This is a genomic window from Streptosporangium sp. NPDC004631 (assembly GCF_053601935.1).
Genome location: NZ_JBSGCR010000015.1, coordinates 12684 through 32990, shown reverse-complemented (window position 1 = coordinate 32990; position 20307 = coordinate 12684). Strand labels below are relative to the sequence as shown.

Genomic DNA, 20307 nt, shown 5'->3' with positions numbered 1-20307 from the left:
CGGCGAGGGCCGGAGAGCACCCGTGCCCCGCCCATGCCCCGCGCCCGGTCAACGGCGTCACAACCGGCTCACAGGCCACTTCCAAGCGGCGGCGCCCAGACTGTGCGATCCCAACAGAAGGAGAACGACTGATGAAGATCGCACTGGTCACCGGAGCGGGGCGGGGTATCGGCCGGGAGATCGCCCGGCAGCTCGCCGAACGCGGAATGACCGTGCTGGCCGGGGTCCGCGACGAGAGCCACGCCCCCGAGGGCACCCGCCCGCTGCTGCTCGACGTCACCGACGAGGCGGCGGTCGCGAACGCGGCCAAGGTCGTCGGGGAGGAGTTCGGGCGGCTCGACGTCCTGGTCAACAACGCCGCGATCTGCGGTGACCTGGGAACGCCCCCGGCGGAGGTGACGGCCGAGCACATGCGGACCACCTACGAGGTCGGCGTGTTCGGGGTCGTCGCGGTCACCCACGCGATGCTCCCGCTGCTGCGGGCCTCCGGCGAGGCCAGGGTCGTCAACATGACGACCCGGCTGGCCTCGCTCGCCCTCACCTCGGCCAGGGACGGCGTCAACGCCGAGTGGGCGATGCTGGCCTACAACTCCGCCAAGAGCGCGCTCAACGCGATCACCGTGCTCTACGCCAACGAGCTGGACGGGTCCGGGGTCCTGGTCAACGCCGTCGATCCCGGCCACTGCGCCACCGACCTGACCGGCCACACCGGGACCCGCACGGCGGCCCGGGGTGCGGCGGTGGCCGTACGGATGGCGACCCTCGACGCCGGAGGGCCGACCGGCACCTTCAGCTCGGAGGAGGGGCCGCTCCCCTGGTAACCGGACCCCGGGCCGCGCCCGGCCGGCCGGTCCGGGACCGCCGCGTCCGGGGTGACCCGGGACGGCCGGGATGACCTGGGGCGGGACGATCCGACCCCAGGCGCTCCGGGGCGAGACACGCCGGAGGGGTCGGCCCGGGAGGAGGCCCGATCAGGCCAGGCAGGTCAGCGGCTCGCCTCCGTTGAAGTCGATCATTTGGAGCACCGCGGCGATCAGGTCGATCGGCTCCCCCCGGGGCAGGCCGTCCAGCTCGGCGTAGGCCCGGTGGAGGTTGCCGACGATGCGCTCGGGGTCGAGCAGCCCGCCGTACTCGCCGAGGTCGGTCTCGCGGGCGGTCTCCAGCGGTGACAGACCGGCCGCCCTGCCCCGCTCGGCGGTGTCCATCACGAATCGAAGGTATCCCTGCACGTGGTCGATGATCTCGGGGCCGCACACCTCGCCGTGCCCGGGGACGATCGTCTCGGCGTTCAGCCGTCTGAGCTCGTCGAGCGCCTCGATGGAGCCCAGCACCGAGCCCATCATCACGAACGGCGTGCCGCCGTTGAACACCAGGTCCCCGGCGAACAGCAGCGACCGTTCCGGGATCCACACGATGGAGTCGTTGGTCGTGTGCGCCGGGGCGCCGATGTGCCGGACCTCACACCGCAACTCGTCGGAGTGGACGGTCACCCCGTCGGTGTAGGTGAGAAACGGCGGGCACGCCCGGAGGTCACCCCAGTCCACCTCGGTCCAGGCCAGCGTGCGGTACTCCGGGATGCCCTCGGCGAGAATCATCTCCCGGGTCCGTTCGTGTCCGACGATCGTCGCCTCGGGAAAGGCGAAGTTGCCGAAGGTGTGGTCGCCGTGGTGATGGGTGTTGATCAGGGTCGTGACCGGCCGGTCGGTGACCGACCTGATCGCCTCGCGGTAGGCCAGGGTGCGCCGCTCGGTGGAGCAGGAGTCCACGCTGATCACCCCGCGCCCGCCGACGAGAAACCCGGTGTTGTTGACCCACCAGCTCCCGTCGGGCTGGATGTAGGCGTAGACGCCGTCGGAGACCTCTTCGACGCGGGCCGGGGGCAGCGTCCGATCATGCCGCGATGAACTCATGGCGGAAATTGTCGGTCCTGGGCCGGGCCTCGGTCATGATGATCGAAAAGTTGCCCGTGGAATGCGCGCCCGCGGCGTCCCCGTGCGCGGCCGACGCTCACGGCCCGGTGGACGGCCCACCGGGCGGTGAAGGATGTCGGCCCGGTACGGCCCAGCGAATGACGAGGGATGTCAGCCTGTGGGCAGAAAGTGGCGAATGGAGCGTAGATTACGGATTATGATCAAGGTTCGGGATCTACGCCTCTTGACCGGGTATGGCCGCCTAGGTTGTAGTGATCCAACACGTACTTCCCGCCAAGGAGAGCAGCCGTGACGGACAACTCGTTGCCCCCGGTCGAGTCACACAAGATCGACATCACGGTGTCCCACTCCCCCCGGATCTGGAACTACTGGCTGGGCGGGAAGGACCACTATCAGGTGGACCGCGAGGTCGGTGAGCAGTTCCAGGGGGTCTTCCCGGACATCGTGGAGATCGCCCGCAGTTCGCGAGGGTTCCTCTCGCGCGCGGTCGAACACCTGGTCGCCGAGGCCGGGATCCGCCAGTTCCTGGACATCGGCACCGGGCTTCCCACCGTGGACAACACCCACGAGGTCGCCCAGCGGGTGGCCCCGGAATCGCGGATCGTCTACGTCGACAACGACCCCGTGGTGCTGGCGCACGCCCGCGCCCTGCTCATCAGCAGTCCCGAGGGCGTCACCGAGTACATCGACGCCGACCTGCGCGACCCCGCGAGGATCCTGGAGGCGGCCGGCCGGACCACCCTGGACTTCAGCCGCCCTGTGGGGCTGATGCTGCTGAACATCCTGGGCCACATCCCCGACTTCGACGAGGCGCGGTCGATCGTGGGGCAGTTGGTGGACGCGCTCCCCTCGGGCAGCTACCTGGCGATCGCCGACGGCACCAACGTCGTCCACGGCAAGGAGTTCGACGAGGCCATCGCCATCTGGAACGCCAGTGGATCGGTCCCGTACACCCTGCGCAAGCCCGAGCAGATCACTCGCTTCTTCGACGGCCTGGAGCTCCTGGAACCGGGCGTGGTCTCCTGCCCGTACTGGCGGCCCGACCCCGCCGACCTCGGTTTCTGCCGCGAGGTGGACGAGTTCTGCGGCGTCGGCCGGAAGCCCTGACGGCGAGCCGGGCCACCCGGGACCAACCGGTCACTCCCCCTTAAGGGAGCGACCGGGCCGCCGGTCGGCCACGGCGGCCCACCGGGTCACCGTCCGCCCGGAGACGCGCAACCGGCCGGACGGGCACGGACCTTCGGGCCGGACACCGGCCTCAACACCGGAACCGCCGACCATAAGCTGGAACCTGGTCATTGATCAGGAGGTTTCACCATGGAATATGTGCGCCTGGGATCCACCGGCACGAAGGTGTCGAGGGTCTGCCTCGGGATGATGAGCTACGGCGACCCGGCCAGGTGGGGTGAGTGGGTCCTCGACGAGACCGCCGCCGAGCCGATCGTACGGCGAGCCGCCGACGCCGGGGTGACGTTCTTCGACACCGCCGACGTCTACTCCGGCGGCGCCAGCGAGGAGGTCACCGGCCGCCTGCTCTCCCGGATCTTCCCCAACCGGGACGACTATGTGCTGGCCACCAAGGTCTGCCTGCCGATGGGCAAGGGGGTCAACGACCGCGGACTGTCCCGCAAGCACATCCGTTCCTCGGTGGACAACTCCCTGCGCCGTCTGGGCACCGACCACGTGGACCTCTACCAGATCCACCGCTGGGACCCCGAGACCCCGATCGAGGAGACCATGCTGGCCCTCCACGAGGTGGTCCTCGCGGGCAAGGCCCTCTACATCGGCGCCTCCAGCATGAGCGCCTGGCAGTTCGCCAAGGCCCAGCACGTGGCCGAGGTCAACGGCTGGACAAAGTTCGCATCGATGCAAAATCACTACAACAAGCGGTTCACTTCAGGCGAGATGTTCTTCCAGGCCGCCTGACCCCACTCCCCCACCGGCCACCACGGCGACGAACCCCCGTTGAGCTGCCGATTCACTCCGGGGAACACCACCTCACCCATCGGCCGAAGACGTGAGAGTCACGGCCCAAGGGCCGATTCGGCGAGGACCTTCACTACAGGGTTAAAGGCGACCCGCCTTCGGCGTCTCGCCGCGCGTTGGGCGGCCGCCGGCCGCGCTGCGGCTCTCCGGCCGGTCGCGACCAGCGCCGTCCACGCGCTCGATCACTGGGACGACGCAAGTCTAGGAATCAGCAAGGAACTCGTCGGTAATCGCGATCAAGGCATCTGGCTCTATATGGGTGATAGCACTCAAGCCAATCGTCCATGAACCCTCGCATAGAGCCCGTACAATCAGTTGCCGACTACGAACTGGTTCAGTGAACTCTGCCAGTTTGGCTAAAGCCCAAGCCTGCCAGTAGGGGTAGGTGATGGAGCGGGCAAGAGCCTCAGCGCGATCGAGATCACCGAGCTTGGCCACCTCATACGCCAGTCCGGCCAAGGACAAGGCCTGCCAGTCGGGGTCGGTGATGGAGCGGGCGAGGGCTTCGGCCTCTTCCACGAGCCGCCGGGCGCGATCGAGATCACCGAGCTCAACCACCCTGCCCACCACCAGTCCAGCCAAAGCCCAAGCCCGCCAATGGGGGCCGGTGATAGAACGGGCAAGAGCCTCAGCGCGATCGAGATCACCGAGCTTGGCCACCTCATACGCCAGTCCAGCCAAAGACGAGGCCTGCCAATGGGGGTCGGTGATGGAGCGGGCGAGGGCTTCGGCCTCTTCCACGAGCCGCCGGGCGCGATCGAGATCACCGAGCTTGGCCACCCTGCCCACCAGTCCGGCCAAGGACAAGGCCTGCCATTGGGGGTCGGTGATGGAGCGGGCGAGGGCTTCGGCCTCTTCCACGAGCCGCCGGGCGCGATCGAGATCACCGAGCTCAACCACCTCATCCGCCAGTCCGGCCAAGGACGAGGCCTGCCGTTGGGGGTCGGTGATGGAGCGGGCAAGAGCCTCAGCGCGATCGAGATCACCGAGCTTGGCCACCCTGCCCACCAGTCCGGCCAAAGACGAGGCCTGCCAGTCGGGGTCGGTGATGGAGCGGGCGAGGGCTTCGGCCTCTTCCACGAGCCGCCGGGCGCGATCGAGATCACCGAGCTCAACCACCTCATCCGCCAGTTCGGCCAAGGACGAGGCCTGCCGTTGGGGGTCGGTGATGGAGCGGGCAAGAGCCTCAGCGCGATCGATGTGTCCGAGCTTGGCCCATACCGCAGGCAGCCCAACAGGAGTGTTAGCGTTGCGGTCGGTCAACCAGTTGCGGGCAATGGCCAGGCGCAGCATCGTCAACAGGTCCGGGGCGGCCTGGCTGCGGATCACGTGCTGAATCGCGGCAATCTCCGCGAGAGCCCCGGCATCACCACCGGTGATGTCCAGCATTCGATCATGGCGAGCCCGATCGACGGCCACGACGGCCATCCGGTCGTGATCGTCTGTCGCCTGGAGAAGACGGAAGTACCCGCGGAGAAGATACTCCGGAGTGCCCGGCGGCCAGCCGCGATCGCGGTAACCGTCGGCCCAGGCGTGCAACCGCTGCCGATACCCCTCCAGCCGCGTGCCGCCGAGATACCGGACGGCGCTGTTCTGGAGTTCCTCATGCGCCAGCACGTACACCACCGGCCCGGCCCCCGGCTGCCACTGACCGGCCCGGCCGGTGAAGGTCCGGCCCGAGACCGCGCACAGGTGCTCCTCGACCTCCGCACCGGACAGCCCGGCGAGTTCGGCCAGATCCGGACCGCTCAACCCGCCACCGGCTGCGACCACCAGGCCGAGCAGGTCCCGCTCGACCTCACTGCCGTGCAGCAGCCGCTTCAGCTCCCGCTCGGCATCCCTTCTGATCACCTGGGCATCCGGGGACCTCTCCAACCGCCGCACGACGCACGGATCACGCAACGGATGATCGTCGGGGACATCCGAGGGCACCGGCGGATGCGGCCGCCCGGCCACTACCACCCGCATCCCCTCGGGCAACTCTGTGGGAAGCAGCGCCGCGATGCTGTAGGCCTCCGGACCGACCACCACCCCCCGGTCCTCGTCCAGGCCGTCGACGACCAGCACCAGCCGCACGCCCTGCGCCCGGCAGAGGCGCACCGCCCGATCGAGCAGATCCAGCAGGTGCGACTCCTTAAGAGCGCTTGTCAAGAACGCCGGCAGCGACTCCCCAACCACCTCGGCCAGCTGCTCCAGCACCGCGTCGATGAACGCGACCCGATCGCTTTGCCCCGCGTACCGTGCTGTGATGAAGAATGACACCACCCGCACCCCGGGCGGGGGGTTCAGCACGAACCACGACAGCAACGCCGATTTGCCCGCCCACGCCGGAGCCTGCCACCACACATACCCGCCCCCACCCGCAGCCGGGGCCGTGCAGAACGCCGCCAGTTCCGCCAACTCCTCATCCCGCCCGACCAGCGTCGGCGGGGCGATACGCCGCACCTGTTGTCGGTACGCCGACCGAACCGCCGGTACAGGCGAAAGGTGAATGTCACCGTGGTTGACGCCGCTGATGGCCACCCCGCCACCGACGGCCCTGGCCTCCCCGCTGTCTTTGACCGTGCTCTTCAGCGCCCCACCACCCGGCATCGACACGCCCGCCCTACCCCGGCCCCTTCGCCCCGCACAGTCAGTTCACGTCAACGCAGGTGAACACCGCTGGTGGCCTCCCCGCCGTCAGAGGCGTCGGCGTCCCCGGTTCCTTCGGCCACGACCTCTCCCACCGCAGCGGAAGCCGACCCGCTCACCCCGCTCACTGCCCGGCCCCCACGGCCGGAGACCGCTTTACCCGTGTTGGAGACCCGGATCCTGGTTGCCGTTCCCGGGAACGCCGCCCACACCGCAACCCCGACCGCCGCCAGCCCCGCCAGCGCCGACACCGAGGTCGCGATCCGATTGGCCTGCTCCCACTGAAGGACGGCGAACACCACACCGAACACCGCTACGACCACACCGGTAACCGCGAGTACGACACGCCGTGCGTTCACCTCGCCATCATCCCTCATGGCAAACCCAAACATCCTGGGCTTACCGGAACGGCCGCTGGCAGGTTCACCGACCGAGGCACCTGCGGTTCGAGGACTGCCGCGGGGCTTCCGTGCCTCGGGCCTGGCGGCCCTGCGGTACGGGTCCCCTTGCCACCGGACCACGTGGCACAGGCCGGCGAGCGTCCTGCGGCCCCCGGCTGCGCCAAGGCGTTCCCTCGCCCTGGAGCATGCACGGAATGATCAAGAAAAAGGCAAACATCCTGAATGCCGTATCAGCAGGTCAAAACATCAGTCCCACTAGAAAGACGATCGCTCTCCTAAAGCGGGTGTCGCATGTTCGAATCATGCCGGGGGCACTCTTCTGACCAGCCGCTTAGCCTCTGACCTGGGCTTCAGTGTGCTCCCCCTTAGCGATCACATGCAGCCGAGTGCCACAGTGTGCAGCCGCAGGCCAATGATCGCGAACCATACGCGATCCGATCTTGAGATGGTTTACCCAGGTCGCCGACCCTTCTACGTTGGTACATCGTCAGGCCGTGATGATCGCCGGCGGTGCTGAGCGCCGCACGGAGCCGGGGCGATCGCCGCCACAGGATCCCCTCCATCGGACCCACGGCATCAATGACCGTGGCCAACGTCCGCACTCACCCCGGTGACCATCAGATCCTCCATGAAAAGCCAGCCAAGGCTCCGGAGCGGGCGAACGGAAGCCCCCGCCCTCACCTCAGCGGGCAGCGATCAGAGGTAGAAGATCACCAGAATGGTGAGGCCGATGCTCAGCGCTGTGAAGCCCGGCGTTCTGGGCTGCCGGGCGGCCTCCCTCCGTGAGGAGATCACCAGCACAACGCCCACGGCCAGTGCCACCAGCAGGTGCAGGCCGTACCACATGGGGATGGGCAGTTTCCCAAGGACGGTCCCGGACAGCAGGTCGTCGGCGGCTCCGTAGCCGGAGAGCCCGGTGAGCACACCCAGGCCCAGCACCGCGAGGGCGTACCGGAGCCGGCCGAGCAGGGCCCAAAGAACCGTTCCCAGGGCGAGCAGGACCGAGGAGGTGTGGTGCAGTTGCCGGATGAGGAGACCGCCGCGCACGTCGAAGCTGAGGTTCAGGAGCGAGTTGTAGGCGGCGCTCATGGGAGTGCCTCGAAGGGGCTCATAGAGGCCGTTGTAGGCCACCGTCTGGCCGCTGGGCACGTAGAAGAAGGCCAGGAATCCTCCGGTCAGCAGGACGATCACGAAACAGTAGATCAGCATCTCGCCCACCAACTGCCTCGCGCGCTCCATTCGGCATATTTCACCACAACGGCCAGACACCGGCCTGGCGATAAGGACCGTCGGTGTGAGAAGGAAGGGAACGGCCGAGGGACGCGGCAAACAGAAGGCCCCGGCAGTGAGGGCCGGGGCCGAGGTGGGGCAAGGGGCAGTTATGTGAGTGCGTCGTTGATCTTTCCATTGATGTGGTCTTGCTGACCATCGATGCACTTGGCGTAGACACGGAGCAGAACGTCCACGCCGTGTCCGGCGCGTTTGGCGACCTCGGGAGCCGAGACCCCGGCGTTCAGCCACAGGGACACGGCGGCGTGGCGCAGGTCGTACGGCCGACTCGCCAGCGGGGAGACGACCTGTTCGGCGGTGAAGGCCTGCCGTCGGGCCTCCTGCCAAACGCCGGAGTAGGCCGAGGAGGAGAACGGCCGTCCCTTGGAGGTGCAGAACAGCCGCCCGTCGCCAGCGACGCCATACCGGTCGATGTGCGCCCTCAGGACGGCCACCAAGACGGGCGGGATCGGGATCTCTCGGGTGTCGTCCTTGGCTCGGTGCTTCAGGCCCCGGGAGTCGTGCGTCTCCCCTGAGTTGGTCCATCGCTTGTTCGCCTGGGGATGTACTTTCTCGACCGTGAGCAGGCCCCAGCCCTTTTCGGGAAGGTCGCAGTTCTGACGGCGCAGGCCTGCTGCCTCTTCTGGCCGAAGCGCGGCGTAGTACATGCACGCGAACATCCCGTGAAGCCGTCCGCCACGAGTCCGACCGACTGCGGGGACAGCGGCCAGCAGCGCACGAGCCTGTTCGGGGTTGACGACTGTACGGGGGTCGATGGTGCCTGCGGCCTTGGGCGGGGTCCATTTGATCGCGTGCAGCGGATTGGCAGGAAGTTCCTTCTGCTCGACGGCGAGTTCGAGCAGGTGGTGCAGGACTTCCCGCTTGCGGCGCACCGTGTTGGCGGCAGCGTCCTTTCCGGCGAAGGTCACCGAGATTGCGTCGAGAGCGATCCGCACCACCCGAGGGTCTTGCAGGTCAGCCAGAGGCAGCGAGGCCTTTCCCAGCCAGGCCAGCACCGACACCAGTGCGCGGGGCACCTCGCCGCGCCGGTCCTTGGGCAGCAGAGCATGACCGCGCAACACCTCGCGCATGTCGCTGTCCTTCGGCCGGTCCGGCAGGTCGGCCACCAGCGCCGGGATGAGCGATAGCAAGCCGTAGACGTCGGTTTCCCTGGTCCGTGCCGCCGAAGTGCGCCACCGGCCGATCACGTAGGTCTGTGCGAACTCCAGGAACGTCGGCCCCGCAGGCGGCTCAGCGGCGAGCATCGACAACGGCAGTCCGGTGGCGATGTCGAAGGCCTCCCCCGCCTTGGCTGCCTGCCGCAGATCGGACAGGTGGCTCTCGGCGAGCCCCTTGGTTCGGAAGCTCTTGGACCTGGTCTTTCGGGCCACCGTCCAGCGCACGAGGAAGGACAGCGTCTTACGATCCTTACGCCGCTGGATCTCCCAGAACTTCACGTCATAACTGGTGTTCACGCAGCCTCCCGGAGGGAGCCGAGCCAGGCGAGAAGATCGCTCCGCCAGACGCGAAGCTCGTTGTTGGGGAGCTGTACGCAGACAGGAGCACGACCGAGTTCGCGCCAGCGGTAGAAAGTACGGCGGGAGATGCCGCCCAACTCGTCGAGGATCTGAGGAATGGTCAGCAGCTCATCGCGGCGGGTCATCAGGCACTACCTTCTCCGTCTATCGGCGAAGCAGGTAAGGCCGTGCCGGTTAGCGCGGCGACGAGGAGTGCGTCACCGACCGAGAAGCCCTTGCCTGCGTACTCCCAGGTGGAGAGCACGAGGACGGTGTCCTCGTCGAAGAGGGGCAGGCGGCCGGTGATGACCTCTTCGGTGCGGACGAAATCGCGGCGCTCGTCGCGGATGGAGCCCATGGTCGTGGAGTAGTGCCGGGAGCGGGTGGAGAAGTGGCCACGGAAGCCCAGCATGTGGGCCCACTGGGTCAGGCGGAGGTCGGCCAGGTCGTCGAGTTGGCCCAGGCGCATGCATTCGGCGACGAGGCGGCGGGGATGGTCGCGGAGGTTGAAAGCGGCCAAGTCGTCGAGGGGGTTGATGCGCCGGTCCAGGGTTCCGACGCATTCGGCGGCCTTGGTGGCGTACTTGGCGATGTAGCTGGCCACCGCCTGATCCGACAGTTCGCCGTCCATGGTGATCGGGCGGATGTCGAGCTGTCGCCCCCAGCGCAGGATGCGAGCGGGTGCGTCATCGGTGGCGGGGACGGTGACGGTCACCGCTTTGACGGCGTGCCGTACGGCATCGGCCAGCATCTCAGCGGTGGCCCAGGCCGGAGGCGGGAAGGTCGGTCCGTTGGGGCCGTCGAGACGAATGACGGCGTGGAAGTGCACGACGCCGCGACGTTGGTACTCGGCCACCTTGGCGAAGGAGATCATCAGGTGCTCGCGGAGCTCTCGCAGGGTCAGGCCGGTCACCTTGGCGATGCGTCGGCGCAGGGCATCGGTGAAGCGCTGCCACAGCTTCGGGGCCACCGCGTTGAACAGCACACTGCCGCTGTAGTCGTAGCAGTCCGGGCACAGTGGCTCTCCGAGGCATGCCTCGTCGGCTCCGTGCCGGGCGGTGCAGGACATGACCCGGCCGTGCGGGCAGGTTTCGGCGGCGCGGCGGGCGTGGCAGGGCAAGGTCTTGCCGTTCTTCTCCTGCCGGGTGTGGACGACTCCGAAGGACGGTGCGGTGAGAGTGACGAACAGGCACGGGTGGGCGGTCACCGAGGCCGGGACGCCCTTGCCGCCGACGAGTCCGGCGCGGATGAGGTGGTAGGTGTCGGCCCGGTAGACCTCGGCGCAGGCCGGGCAGCGGGAGGCCCGCCGGGTCTTACACGGCAACCGAAGGACGCCGTCGGATTCGGTGGCGGTGGTGTAGGAGTGCAGGAGCCGGCCGGTGGCGCGGTCGACGTGCAGGACGCGGCCCCGCAGATGGATGGGCTGGCGGCAGCCGCCGGTGGCGCGGAGCTGGGCGGCCCAGCGAAGGTAGTTGTGGTCGTTGAGACGGGTGATCATGCCTGCGATGGCGTGCGGATCAGGGCGTGTTGTGGGCAAGATGGTCTCCTCCTTTCACTCGTTCGGGTGAGGGGGATGGCCCCCGACCTGGCAGGCGTCTTGGCGGATGTACGGCCAGGCCGGGGGCGCCGACGGCTCAGCAGAAGCCGAGGCCGTCGCAGTGGGTGCAGGTGGTGCCGTAGCTGTCGCTTCCGGTGCCGCCGCAGGTGCAGCACCGCCACCACCGGGACGGGACCTCAGCCGACGTCACCGGCTTGTCGGGCGGATCAGAACTCATGGGGCGGCTCAGGGGTGTTTTCCTGGGCGGCGCTGAGGATGGCCGTCCATTCGACGTGGACGGGGCCGAAGCAGCGGGCCACCGTGTAGTGGCCCAGCGGCAACAGGCGCGGGTCGACGGTGGTGCCGCACAGAGCGGCGATTCGGTCGATCTCGGCCCGCAGGCCGTCATCGGTGCTCTGCTCGGGGTAGTAGGTGATGATCGTCGGATCGGTCGGGACGGGGACGGCGGGGTTGGCCTGAAGGAAGATGGCCAGGTCCCGCAGGCCGCAGATGAAGGCGGTGCGGCGCTGGGTGTCGGTGGACATGATCGGTTCTCCTTTCACAGGGCATCCGGAGCTGTGCGCAGGGCGCGCAGCAGGTCGGAGGCCAGTTGGTGGGACACACCCAGACGGGCGCGCAACGTGTCGCGGCTGATCGGCCTGCTGTGCGCGGTCTGGTATTCCTCGGCCACGCGCCGGGCGTAGTCGAGGAGCTCTGAGGACGGCCCGTCCCGCTCGTCCCGTTCAGCGAGGACGGATGCAGGGGCCAGGGCAGGTTCGCGGACGGCCTCCGGGACGAAGGACGGGGCCGGAGACGGCTCGGGCCGGGAGCCGGTTGCCCGCCGTTCGAGCATGGAGACCGCGACGAGGAACGCCCCGGCCGGGGTCGCGGCGGTGATCCATCCCCATGTGGTGGGGTTGGCCTGGTTCAGGTTGGCGGCCAGGGACAGGACGATCCCGGCGACCAGGACGAGGGTGGGCCAGGAGATCCAGCCATCCCGGACGCGTCCGGTGTGCTTGTCGCGCTGGCGTTCGCGGGCGGCCATGACACAGGTCAGGTCGACGCACACCGCCACCGCCCAGGCCATCCAGCCGGTCTGGCCGTTTTCGGCGGAGGTGTCGCGGATGTGGGTGAACGATCCGGCACCCGCGATCGCGGCCAGGGCCAGGATCGACCCGGCGTCCAGCAGCCGGCGGATGAGGCGTCGCATCGTGTCCCCCTTTCGAGTGAGTCAGGCGGTGAGGAGTTCGTTCAGGTCGGCGGAGTCGAACGCGGTCGTCGGAGCATGGGCGGTGATCTCCGTCCAGGACGGGGTGAGATCGGCGTACATTCGGGCGGCGTGTTCGGCGGCGGCCTCGGAGATGTGGAAGGAGCGTGCCCGGTACCACTGGCCATCCTGGGAGGCCACGATCGCCACTCCCGGTGTCTCGGAGGCGATGGCGCGAGCCGAGACCAACGCGGCCGGATCGAGATCGCCGAGAGTCATGGTCGCGGTCTCCGGATCGTTGACCCGATGGCAGATCCGGCCCGAGCACTGCGCACGCAGGGCCGTAACCCCCGGGCCGAGGTCGGAGCCGATGCGCTGGCCGCAGCAGAAGAGGTAGATCCCGAACGCCCGTCCGAGCTGGGCCACCCGCAACAGCGCCGTGGACGTCTTGGCGATCTCGTCTTTCTCGCTCTTGTCGGCCATCAGGTACAGCTCGGCCAGCTCATCGACCAGGACCACGACCGGCACCGGCCGCACGGCCGGGGGAAGCTGCCAGATGTTGCGGGCGCCCGCCGTGCGGCACAGGCTCATCCGCTCCAGCATGAGCGCCACCAGGTCATCGAGCAGCCCGGCCGACTCGGCGCGAGAGGTGGCCAGCGCCGACAGCCGCGGGCTGTAGGGGGTGAACTCCACCCCGCCCTTGAGGTCGAAGCCGACCAGTGCCACCGGTTGCGGGGCCAGGCCGACGATCAGGGCGTTGGCGAGGTTGGACTTGCCGGACTGTGTGGCTCCGGCGTTGAGCCAGTGCGGCACGGTCCGGAAGTCGACCACCCACGGTTTACCGGTCTCCAACCTGCCCACCGTTACCTTGAGCAGTTCCTCCGACGGCGGTAGCCGGTCGACCCGCACCAGTGGATCTCGGATGGTCACGGCCAGGACGATGCGTCCGGGACGCGGGGACGACACCCGGACGGCGTGCACGCCCCAGGAGTGCGCGAGGCGTTCGGCGACTTGGGCGTAGTCGTCGGGGATCTGTCCTTCCAGCAGGTGGACGGTGACGCGCCAGCCGTGCCGGGTGGGCAATGGCCATCGCATCCAGGGGGTGGTGTCGACGGCGACCCGGCGGAAGCGGCGCCGTACCTTCACCGCGCCGGTTGAGATGAGCGCACCGGGGGTGAGGGTGAAGGCCCAGCGGGCGCGTTTCTTGGTCAGTCCGCAGCCGAGGGCGACCTTGCGCCAGCTCACCAGGACGCCGATCGCGGTGAGCGGGTAGCCAGCCGCCAGCCAGAACGACCGGTGGTGCAGGCGTTCCCAGGCCCCCAGCACGGCCGTTGTACAGGCCAGGACGATCAGCAGCCGTAGGAGATCAGCCATCGCTGCCCCCACCGGGCTTGCCGGAGACGGGGACGATGGAGGCGGCCTTGTAGCTGATGCCCCAGCGGGTGGTGCCGTTGCTGGGGATCTCCCAGACGTAGCCGACCATGGCGGTCGGCACGACATCCTGGCCGGGTGTGATGGGCGGTTCTCCGGAGGTTCCGACCTTGACCAGTTCGATCCGGCCGAACTCGTCCTCGGCGAGCAGGACGGATTCGTAGACCTTGTTGCCGTCCTTGTCGGTCTTGATCTTGCCGGTGTCCTGGTCGATGACGCGGGGGCGGGCGGCTTTGACGCAGGTGAAGCGGAGCCGGTGGGTGTCGACGGGGATTGGGATAGTGCGCATGGATGAACCTCCTTGTTCGTCTCAGTCAACATAGTCAACCTAGTTGGCGTGGATGTCAACGTTCTCATGGTTGGCCTGGTCGCGTGTCTGTGCTGAACTAGAGGCACTCACGACCGAAGAAGAGGGCGGATGGTCAAGAACACCGGGCGGCCCGGCTACCTGCAGATCGCCGACGACCTACGCGACCAGATTCGGCGCGGAACCCTCGCGCCCGGTGAGGCGCTGCCCTCCACCACCCAGCTCGCGACCGCCTACGACGCCTCGCTGAGCGTGGTGAAACTCGCCGTCGGAGTACTACGCAACGAAGGACTGGTCATCGGCCAGCAGGGCAAGGGCGTGTTCGTCCGCGAGGACGCAGCCCCCGCCCCGCCGGCCTCCGATGAGCTGGCCGAGATCCGCGCCACGCTGCGCGACCTGTCGGCCCGGCTGGAACGGGTGGAGTCGAAGCTCTCCGATGAGTAGCGCGCTCACCCGCGCACGTGGCAGCCGGTGACCCGCCGGGCCAGGCCCGCCGCACGGCTCGGGGGCGTCGCACCGAGCTGCATCCGCCGGTCCTCCTGGCGCATCCCGACCAGCACCAACACGTAGCCGACGAACACCGTCAGGCCCAGCACCAGGCCGACGATCAGCGGGATCATGGTCGTGGTCACGTCCAGATCACCCCCGCCTCGGCGGTGCCGTAGGGGCGGTTGGCCGGACGCCGCACCTGACCGCGCCGCCGGTTGGCCGTCCTGCGCCGGGCCACCTGACGGCGAACCCACCGGTCCCGTGCCCGGCACTTGCGGCACAGGAACCGTCCCTCCTCCAGAACCGCGCCGCACTCGCACGCGGGGGCCTCGTCGATCGGCCGGTTGTCGTTGATCACTGCTGTTGCTCCTCTCGTCGCTGCCGGTGATGCCTTGCGATACCGAGAGTGCGACGAAGAGCCAGGACGTGATCACTACAGGATGGGACATGTAGCAGACGTCCGGTCTACGATTGCCCCGTCCCTGGACGTCCCCGCTGACAGGCAGGTGAGATGGCGAACGAGCGGTTACGGATAGCCCTTCTCGAACACGGCACCACTGTCGACGCGCTGGCCGAAGCCGTCCAGGTCGATGCCAAGACCGTGGAGCGGTGGATCACCCAGGGCCGCATACCGTACCGAAAGCACCGATTCACGGTCGCCAAGCTCCTCGGCGTGGAGGAGGGGTACCTGTGGCCGGACGCGCTTACCCCCGCCCAGACCGTTGCTATCTCCGAGACCGAGATCGTCACCGTCTACCCGCACCGCTGGGCCGTACCCAAGGACGCCTGGGGACGACTCTTTTCGACCGCCCAGGAAAAGATCGACATTCTGGTCTACAGCGGCATCTTCATCGCCCAAGACACCGGCATCGTGCGCACCTTCGCCGAGAAAGCCGACGCCGGAGTGAAGGTACGGATCCTGCTCGGTGACCCCGACTCACCCGAGGTCGCCCAGCGCGGCCTCGATGAGGGCATCGACGACGGCATGGCCGCCCAGATCAAGACCGCGCTCGTGTTCTACCGGTCGCTGCGCCGGCATGAGAATGTGGAGATCCGGTTCCATCACACCGTGCTGTACAACTCCCTCTACCGCGCCGATGACCAACTCATGGTCAACAGCCACGTCTACGGCACCTTCGCGGCCAACGCCCCGGTGATGCACCTGCGCAAAGTGCCCGGCGGCACCATGGTGGCCACCTACGCCACCAGCTTCGAAGCCGTCTGGAACCAGGCCGTCCCGGTAGAGTCCTGACCCATGACGGCCCGCCGGATCGACTTCTACGACGACCCCGCCGCCCCCGTACCCAACAGTCTCGTCCCCTCGGTCAACGTCGTCGTCGTCAACGACGTCGGCGACATCCTGATGATCCGCCGCACCGACAACGACAACTGGGCCGTCCCCGGCGGCGCCGTCGACCTCGGCGAATCCCTGCCCCAGGCCGCGATCCGGGAGACGGCCGAGGAGACCGGCATCACGTGCGAGATCACCGGCCTGGCCGGCACCTACACCGACCCCAAACATGTGATCCTCTACACCTCCGACGGCGAAGCCCGCCAGGAGTTCTCCATCGTCCTCACCGCCCGCCCCGTCAGGGGTGAGCCGACTCCGAGCAACGAGTCCCGCGAAGTCCGCTGGATGCCGCGTGACAAGATCGCCTCGCTGACCATGGACCACTCGATGCGGCTACGGCTCGGCCACTTCCTCGGTGGCACGGCCGAGCCACACATCGGGTGAACGTTCTCACGCAGACAAGCAGCATGACAGTGTGAGGCACTCGCACGCCCCCTCCCCCGAAAGGTTGTCTCATGGCCGAGCGCACCCTCACCGATGAGCTATATGAGGCCGAACGTCGCTTGCAGGTGGCGATGCTTGCCGGAGATGTCGAGGAACTCGACCGGCTGCTGGACGAGCGGCTTGTCTTCACCGGCCCGCCGGACGGTGCCTGCTACCCGCAGGCCAAGCAGCTCGACCTGGACAACCACCGCTCCCGCCGACAGGTGATGACCAAGCTCGTCCAGGAGGATCTCACCGTGGTTGTGGCGGGCACCACCGGCGTCACCTGCTTCCTGGGCCTGCTGGAGGGCACGTTCGCGGGAGAGCCGTTCGCCTCGCGGCTGCGCTACACCCGCACCTGGGTCCACACCGACGAGCACGGCTGGCGCATCCTGGCCGCCCACGCCAGCCCGGCGTAACGTTCACTGCCCCGCGTCCAGGGCGGCCTGTACGGCGTGTACAGCCGCAGTGATACACGGAGTTGCCTTAGTGATCGACCGGCTGACCAGATGCTCCGGGCCGTACCGAGAATGGATCTCCAGCAGCCGGGCCTCCGCCTCGACCGGCAGACCATCCGGGCTGGTGGTCATATCGCAGTAGGTCAGCGCCTCGACCAGCTCGGGGCGTTCCTTGTCGAACTCGGCGTTCAGCACGTCCAGCAGGCCACGCTCGGCCGCCTCGTATTCGGCGCACGTGTGATGAGCCACCAGCCGGGCGATCGTGTCATCGGCCCGGTGGACGTCGCGCAGGTAGCGGGCGCCGTCCAGCGCGTGGGAACCCGTGTCGACCAGTGCCGGGGAGTATCCGATGTCGTGCAGCCAGGCCGCCGCGGTCAGCAGGTCGGCCTCCGCGCCGAGGATCGGCGCCAGCGACACCGCCCGCGCGGCCACTCCCTGGGTGTGCGCCCACCGGCGCGGCAGCGGTTCTTCCAGCAGTTGCCGGGCCAGGTCATGAGCCCATTCGGCTTGTCCCATGCGCTTCACCATAGAAACCGTCTTTCGAACCCTTCCAGAGATGACGCCAGACGTCCTAAGACGTCTCAAAGCCCCACAGGGCGGACGAAGCGACCCTTGCCATGCTTTGTCACGATCAGCCCTTCGCCCTCCAGCTCGGCCAGGGCCTGCCGGACGGTGTTGCGTGACGCCCTGTATTGCCGCCGCAGCGCGCTCTCGCTCGGCAACGCCGCCCCCGCCGGTAGAGCACCGGTGCTGATCTGTTCGCGCAGGCTGGCGGCGATCGCTTGGTAGCGGTACAGCGCGGCCCGGCGCTCAGGACTCTTCACCCGGCGTCCCGCGCCGGGCATCGTGTCGATCATCCCTTCGGCCTCCAGAACGGCCAGCGCGCGCCGGACGGTGCTGCGGGCCACGTGGAAACGCTGGGCCAGCGCAGCCTCCGAGGGCAGGGTGCCGGCCGGAGGGTAGTGACCGGCAGTGATCTGTGAGCGGAGCCGTTCGGCGATCCGGTCGTAGATGCGCCTGCCGGTCAGCCACCCGTCGGTGTCGTCGGTCATCCGTCGTCAGCGGCCGTGCGCACCGTGGATGTTGCCCAGGTTGATGCTGAGCGTGCCCTGCTCGCCCTCGCGCCAGCCACGCCGGACCGCTGCGGCGATGTCCTCGGCGGCCATCGGCAGGTGGATGGTGGAGGTGCGCTCGTCGGGCTGGTCGCCCCAGTAGAACCAGTAGAAGACGACCTGGACGTAGACGCGGCGGGTGCGGGCGTTGTGGTCGGTGATCTTCAGGCAGGGCTGGCCGTTGTGGTCGGCCGTCAGGAAGGTCGGTACGTACAGCGGGGTGAGGTGGCCGCGCAGCTTGGTCAGCAGGTCTTGCTGGTGGGCGAGGATCTTCTCTCTGGACATGGGTGGGTGCTCCTGTCGGCTCACAGGAGCCCGGCGGGGGTGCCGGGCTCGGTGCCAGCGAGTTTTCTGTCCAGGAGCGGACACGGGCACCACGACTTGAGGGACGTCTAGGGACGTCTTATGTTAGCGTCGCCGGTACCGACCTGCTCCGGGAGGGAACCGACCCGTGAACGAAAACCTCCGCCACGCCCTCATCCGCGCCCGCCTGCAACCCCTCGACGTGGCCACCCACCTGACCGTCGACCCCAAAACCGTCACCCGCTGGCTGGCCGGCCGCACCCCACACCCACGCCACCGCCTCGCCGTCGCCGACCTCCTCCACGCCGACGAAAACGACCTATGGCCCGAAAGCACCCGCCGCCAGGGATCACCGACCGAGATCAAAGCCGTCTACCCACACCGCTGGACCGTACCCGCCGACATCTGGCGCACCTTCTTCGAATCCGCGCAGACCGAGATCGGCATTCTCGTCTACAGCGGCCTGTTCCTCGCCGAAGACGCCGGCCTCCTCCGCATCCTGACCCAGAAAGCAGCCGCCGGAGCACGAGTGCGCATCCTGCTCGGCGACCCCACCAGCCCCCACGTCGCCACCCGCGGAACCGACGAAGGCGTCGGAGCCGACGTCATGATCTCCCGGACCAGGAACGCCCTCACCCTCTACCGCCCCCTCGGCGACATCGACGGGATCGAGATCCGGCTCCACGACACGATCCTGTACAACTCCATCTACCGCGCCGACAACGACCTGCTGGTCAACCTCCACGCCTACGGCACCCGAGCCCCCGAAGCCCCCGTCATCTACCTCACCGGCAACGACCCCAACAGCACCGCCACCACCTACCTCAACAGCTTCGAACGCGTCTGGACCAGCGCAACACCCGCAGCCCAGAGCGCCTGACAACACTCAGACCAAGATCGAAAGAAACTTATCTACCCGTCTTTAAAGGCGAGCCGCCTTCGGCGTCTCGCCGCGCGTCGGGCAGTCGCCGACCGCGCTGCGGCTCTTCGGCCGGTCGCGGCCGCGCCGCCCACGCGCTGATGTCTACCGGGCAAATACTTGAGCCGGGAAAGGCTTCCGGCAGTCACGATGATCTCCCACAAGGCTCTACGCCGCCCCGTTTCTGTTCCTCGGGCATTGGTGGCCCTGCGGTGCGGGTCGGGCTGCCACTGATTACCCCGGGTGCTCATCATTAATGGGCTTGTCTGCTTCCACGTCATCGGGATGTAGCAGGTGGGCCAAACGAATTACCGCCAGCGGTTCGACGCACGCAAGCCTCACCAGTAGATCATTTGATCGAGCGATGGTTAAAGCCCAGGCCAGTAACCAACGCGGAATATCACTACCGACACTCTCGACAATCCCGACGGCAGCTTGCGCCTGAGAGTGGGGGTCGGTGATAGAGCGGGCAATGGTGTGGGCACGGTCGATCTCACCAACTTCGGCCAGAACTGAGACCAGTTCACTCAGGGCCGCCGCCTGGAAGGTAGGGCTGGTGATGGAGCGGGCAATGGTGTGGGCACGGTCGATCTCACCAACTTCGGCCAGAACTGAGACTAAATTGCTCAGAGTCTCCACCTGGGAGTCATCATCGGTGATGGAGAGGGCGGTGATCTCGACATCGTGGGCTAAGCGGAGGGCGCGATCGATCTCACCAGCCTCGGCCAGAACTGAGACCAGTTTGCTCAGGGCCTTCGCCTGGAAGGTAGGGCTGGTGATGGAGCGGGCAATGGTGTGGGCACGGTCGATCTCACCAACTTCGGCCAGAACTGAGACCAGTTCACTCAGGGCTACCACCCGGAAGGTGGGGTCGGTGATGGAGAGGGCGGTGATCTCGACATCGTGGGCTAAGCGGAGGGCGCGATCGATCTCACCAGCCTCGGCCAGAACTGAGACCAGTTCACTCAGGGCTACCACCCGGAAGGTGGGGTCGGTGATGGAGAGGGCGGTGATCTCGACATCGTGGGCTAAGCG

The 20307-nt window shown here is 67.8% G+C and carries 26 protein-coding genes and 1 tRNA gene; 9 read left to right on the top strand and 18 right to left on the bottom strand.

Annotated features, from left to right (window positions below; translation table 11 throughout):
• Positions 1-131 precede the first annotated feature (131 nt).
• Positions 132-821, top strand: a complete 690-nt coding sequence (locus ACWEF2_RS17145; RefSeq protein WP_453816233.1) for an SDR family NAD(P)-dependent oxidoreductase — start codon at positions 132-134, stop codon at positions 819-821.
• Positions 822-971: 150 nt separating this feature from the next.
• On the opposite strand, the gene ACWEF2_RS17140 is transcribed toward ACWEF2_RS17145, so the two are convergent.
• On the bottom strand, positions 972-1910 hold the full coding sequence (locus ACWEF2_RS17140) for an MBL fold metallo-hydrolase (RefSeq protein ID WP_453816231.1): 939 nt from the start codon (positions 1908-1910) through the stop codon (positions 972-974).
• 309 nt (positions 1911-2219) lie between these two features.
• On the opposite strand from ACWEF2_RS17140, the gene ACWEF2_RS17135 reads away from it, so the two are divergent.
• On the top strand, positions 2220-3038 hold the full coding sequence (locus ACWEF2_RS17135; RefSeq protein WP_453816229.1) for an SAM-dependent methyltransferase: 819 nt from the start codon (positions 2220-2222) through the stop codon (positions 3036-3038).
• A 210-nt stretch (positions 3039-3248) separates the two neighbouring features.
• Positions 3249-3857, top strand: coding sequence for an aldo/keto reductase (locus ACWEF2_RS17130; protein WP_453816227.1), 609 nt, complete (start codon positions 3249-3251; stop codon positions 3855-3857).
• Positions 3858-4118: 261 nt separating this feature from the next.
• Here ACWEF2_RS17130 and ACWEF2_RS17125 read toward each other — a convergent pair whose 3' ends face one another.
• Both ACWEF2_RS17125 and ACWEF2_RS17120 read right to left on the bottom strand, forming a co-directional pair.
• Positions 4119-6440, bottom strand: a complete 2322-nt coding sequence (locus ACWEF2_RS17125; RefSeq protein WP_453816226.1) for a tetratricopeptide repeat protein — start codon at positions 6438-6440, stop codon at positions 4119-4121.
• Between the two features lie 119 nt (positions 6441-6559).
• Positions 6560-6907 carry a hypothetical protein gene (locus ACWEF2_RS17120; protein ID WP_453816224.1) on the bottom strand — a complete coding sequence of 116 codons (348 nt, stop codon included), beginning with the start codon at positions 6905-6907 and terminating at the stop codon, positions 6560-6562.
• Between the two features lie 266 nt (positions 6908-7173).
• Between ACWEF2_RS17120 and ACWEF2_RS17115 the strand changes: the two genes are divergently transcribed.
• Positions 7174-7263 (top strand) — tRNA-Ser (locus tag ACWEF2_RS17115).
• Positions 7264-7645: 382 nt separating this feature from the next.
• On the opposite strand, the gene ACWEF2_RS17110 is transcribed toward ACWEF2_RS17115, so the two are convergent.
• The 9 genes from ACWEF2_RS17110 to ACWEF2_RS17070 form a co-directional block, all read right to left on the bottom strand.
• Positions 7646-8158 (bottom strand): hypothetical protein, encoded by a 513-nt coding sequence (locus ACWEF2_RS17110; RefSeq protein WP_453816223.1) that lies wholly within the window; start codon positions 8156-8158, stop codon positions 7646-7648.
• A gap of 170 nt (positions 8159-8328) precedes the next feature.
• The gene (locus tag ACWEF2_RS17105; RefSeq protein ID WP_453816221.1) at positions 8329-9693 is read right to left on the bottom strand and encodes a tyrosine-type recombinase/integrase; all 1365 of its coding nucleotides are present in this window, start codon (positions 9691-9693) and stop codon (positions 8329-8331) included.
• Positions 9690-9881 (bottom strand): helix-turn-helix transcriptional regulator, encoded by a 192-nt coding sequence (locus ACWEF2_RS17100; protein ID WP_453816219.1) that lies wholly within the window; start codon positions 9879-9881, stop codon positions 9690-9692. The genes ACWEF2_RS17105 and ACWEF2_RS17100 overlap by 4 nt, the downstream gene beginning before the upstream one ends.
• Positions 9881-11272 (bottom strand): replication initiator, encoded by a 1392-nt coding sequence (locus ACWEF2_RS17095; RefSeq protein WP_453816217.1) that lies wholly within the window; start codon positions 11270-11272, stop codon positions 9881-9883. Before ACWEF2_RS17095 ends, ACWEF2_RS17100 begins: the two co-directional genes overlap by 1 nt.
• A gap of 97 nt (positions 11273-11369) precedes the next feature.
• Positions 11370-11510 (bottom strand): hypothetical protein, encoded by a 141-nt coding sequence (locus tag ACWEF2_RS17090; RefSeq protein WP_453816215.1) that lies wholly within the window; start codon positions 11508-11510, stop codon positions 11370-11372.
• On the bottom strand, positions 11500-11817 hold the full coding sequence (locus tag ACWEF2_RS17085; RefSeq protein WP_453816213.1) for a hypothetical protein: 318 nt from the start codon (positions 11815-11817) through the stop codon (positions 11500-11502). The genes ACWEF2_RS17090 and ACWEF2_RS17085 overlap by 11 nt, the downstream gene beginning before the upstream one ends.
• 14 nt (positions 11818-11831) lie before the next feature.
• On the bottom strand, positions 11832-12482 hold the full coding sequence (locus ACWEF2_RS17080) for a DUF2637 domain-containing protein (protein WP_453816212.1): 651 nt from the start codon (positions 12480-12482) through the stop codon (positions 11832-11834).
• A 21-nt stretch (positions 12483-12503) separates the two neighbouring features.
• Positions 12504-13853: an FtsK/SpoIIIE domain-containing protein gene (locus tag ACWEF2_RS17075; RefSeq protein ID WP_453816210.1), complete on the bottom strand. Its 1350-nt coding sequence runs from the start codon at positions 13851-13853 to the stop codon at positions 12504-12506.
• On the bottom strand, positions 13846-14199 hold the full coding sequence (locus tag ACWEF2_RS17070; protein ID WP_453816208.1) for an SCO3933 family regulatory protein: 354 nt from the start codon (positions 14197-14199) through the stop codon (positions 13846-13848). The genes ACWEF2_RS17075 and ACWEF2_RS17070 overlap by 8 nt, the downstream gene beginning before the upstream one ends.
• Positions 14200-14328: 129 nt before the next feature.
• On the opposite strand from ACWEF2_RS17070, the gene ACWEF2_RS17065 reads away from it, so the two are divergent.
• Complete coding sequence (locus ACWEF2_RS17065) at positions 14329-14661, top strand: GntR family transcriptional regulator (protein WP_453816206.1); 333 nt, start codon at positions 14329-14331, stop codon at positions 14659-14661.
• A gap of 5 nt (positions 14662-14666) precedes the next feature.
• Here ACWEF2_RS17065 and ACWEF2_RS17060 read toward each other — a convergent pair whose 3' ends face one another.
• Together ACWEF2_RS17060 and ACWEF2_RS17055 are read right to left on the bottom strand one after the other, a co-directional pair.
• On the bottom strand, positions 14667-14849 hold the full coding sequence (locus tag ACWEF2_RS17060) for a hypothetical protein (RefSeq protein ID WP_453816204.1): 183 nt from the start codon (positions 14847-14849) through the stop codon (positions 14667-14669).
• Entirely contained in the window at positions 14846-15064 is a 219-nt protein-coding gene (locus ACWEF2_RS17055; protein WP_453816203.1) for a hypothetical protein, read from the bottom strand. The genes ACWEF2_RS17060 and ACWEF2_RS17055 overlap by 4 nt, the downstream gene beginning before the upstream one ends.
• Before the next feature lie 153 nt (positions 15065-15217).
• Between ACWEF2_RS17055 and ACWEF2_RS17050 the strand changes: the two genes are divergently transcribed.
• From ACWEF2_RS17050 to ACWEF2_RS17040, 3 genes are all read left to right on the top strand, one after another.
• Positions 15218-15958: an XRE family transcriptional regulator gene (locus ACWEF2_RS17050; protein ID WP_453816201.1), complete on the top strand. Its 741-nt coding sequence runs from the start codon at positions 15218-15220 to the stop codon at positions 15956-15958.
• A 3-nt stretch (positions 15959-15961) separates the two neighbouring features.
• Positions 15962-16441: an NUDIX hydrolase gene (locus ACWEF2_RS17045; RefSeq protein ID WP_453816199.1), complete on the top strand. Its 480-nt coding sequence runs from the start codon at positions 15962-15964 to the stop codon at positions 16439-16441.
• 71 nt (positions 16442-16512) lie between these two features.
• A complete protein-coding gene (locus ACWEF2_RS17040; protein ID WP_453816197.1) occupies positions 16513-16899 on the top strand; it encodes a nuclear transport factor 2 family protein in 387 nt (128 codons plus the stop codon).
• A gap of 3 nt (positions 16900-16902) precedes the next feature.
• Here the strand turns inward: ACWEF2_RS17040 and ACWEF2_RS17035 are convergent, their stop codons facing one another.
• From ACWEF2_RS17035 to ACWEF2_RS17025, 3 genes are all read right to left on the bottom strand, one after another.
• Complete coding sequence (locus ACWEF2_RS17035) at positions 16903-17454, bottom strand: HD domain-containing protein (protein ID WP_453816195.1); 552 nt, start codon at positions 17452-17454, stop codon at positions 16903-16905.
• 65 nt (positions 17455-17519) lie between these two features.
• Positions 17520-17990 (bottom strand): GntR family transcriptional regulator, encoded by a 471-nt coding sequence (locus ACWEF2_RS17030; RefSeq protein WP_453816193.1) that lies wholly within the window; start codon positions 17988-17990, stop codon positions 17520-17522.
• A 6-nt stretch (positions 17991-17996) separates the two neighbouring features.
• The gene (locus tag ACWEF2_RS17025; protein WP_453816191.1) at positions 17997-18335 is read right to left on the bottom strand and encodes a hypothetical protein; all 339 of its coding nucleotides are present in this window, start codon (positions 18333-18335) and stop codon (positions 17997-17999) included.
• Between the two features lie 166 nt (positions 18336-18501).
• Here ACWEF2_RS17025 and ACWEF2_RS17020 point away from each other — a divergent pair, with 166 nt between their 5' ends.
• Positions 18502-19233: an XRE family transcriptional regulator gene (locus ACWEF2_RS17020; protein WP_453816189.1), complete on the top strand. Its 732-nt coding sequence runs from the start codon at positions 18502-18504 to the stop codon at positions 19231-19233.
• Positions 19234-19506: 273 nt separating this feature from the next.
• On the opposite strand, the gene ACWEF2_RS17015 is transcribed toward ACWEF2_RS17020, so the two are convergent.
• Positions 19507-20307 (bottom strand): hypothetical protein (locus tag ACWEF2_RS17015; RefSeq protein WP_453816187.1); only part of this gene is annotated, 801 nt, incomplete at its 5' end.

Bases quoted from the DNA above. Each gene is read 5' to 3' on its own strand.
- ACWEF2_RS17070 (WP_453816208.1), bottom strand. From the start codon at position 14,199: ATGCGCACTATCCCAATCCCCGTCGACACCCACCGGCTCCGCTTCACC.
- ACWEF2_RS17040 (WP_453816197.1), top strand. From the start codon at position 16,513: ATGGCCGAGCGCACCCTCACCGATGAGCTATATGAGGCCGAACGTCGC.
- ACWEF2_RS17075 (WP_453816210.1), bottom strand. From the start codon at position 13,853: ATGGCTGATCTCCTACGGCTGCTGATCGTCCTGGCCTGTACAACGGCC.
- ACWEF2_RS17130 (WP_453816227.1), top strand. From the start codon at position 3,249: ATGGAATATGTGCGCCTGGGATCCACCGGCACGAAGGTGTCGAGGGTC.
- ACWEF2_RS17045 (WP_453816199.1), top strand. From the start codon at position 15,962: ATGACGGCCCGCCGGATCGACTTCTACGACGACCCCGCCGCCCCCGTA.
- ACWEF2_RS17110 (WP_453816223.1), bottom strand. From the start codon at position 8,158: ATGCTGATCTACTGTTTCGTGATCGTCCTGCTGACCGGAGGATTCCTG.
- ACWEF2_RS17050 (WP_453816201.1), top strand. From the start codon at position 15,218: ATGGCGAACGAGCGGTTACGGATAGCCCTTCTCGAACACGGCACCACT.
- ACWEF2_RS17085 (WP_453816213.1), bottom strand. From the start codon at position 11,817: ATGTCCACCGACACCCAGCGCCGCACCGCCTTCATCTGCGGCCTGCGG.
- ACWEF2_RS17065 (WP_453816206.1), top strand. From the start codon at position 14,329: ATGGTCAAGAACACCGGGCGGCCCGGCTACCTGCAGATCGCCGACGAC.
- ACWEF2_RS17100 (WP_453816219.1), bottom strand. From the start codon at position 9,881: ATGACCCGCCGCGATGAGCTGCTGACCATTCCTCAGATCCTCGACGAG.
- ACWEF2_RS17090 (WP_453816215.1), bottom strand. From the start codon at position 11,510: ATGAGTTCTGATCCGCCCGACAAGCCGGTGACGTCGGCTGAGGTCCCG.
- ACWEF2_RS17140 (WP_453816231.1), bottom strand. From the start codon at position 1,910: ATGAGTTCATCGCGGCATGATCGGACGCTGCCCCCGGCCCGCGTCGAA.
- ACWEF2_RS17145 (WP_453816233.1), top strand. From the start codon at position 132: ATGAAGATCGCACTGGTCACCGGAGCGGGGCGGGGTATCGGCCGGGAG.
- ACWEF2_RS17080 (WP_453816212.1), bottom strand. From the start codon at position 12,482: ATGCGACGCCTCATCCGCCGGCTGCTGGACGCCGGGTCGATCCTGGCC.
- ACWEF2_RS17035 (WP_453816195.1), bottom strand. From the start codon at position 17,454: ATGGGACAAGCCGAATGGGCTCATGACCTGGCCCGGCAACTGCTGGAA.
- ACWEF2_RS17030 (WP_453816193.1), bottom strand. From the start codon at position 17,990: ATGACCGACGACACCGACGGGTGGCTGACCGGCAGGCGCATCTACGAC.
- ACWEF2_RS17025 (WP_453816191.1), bottom strand. From the start codon at position 18,335: ATGTCCAGAGAGAAGATCCTCGCCCACCAGCAAGACCTGCTGACCAAG.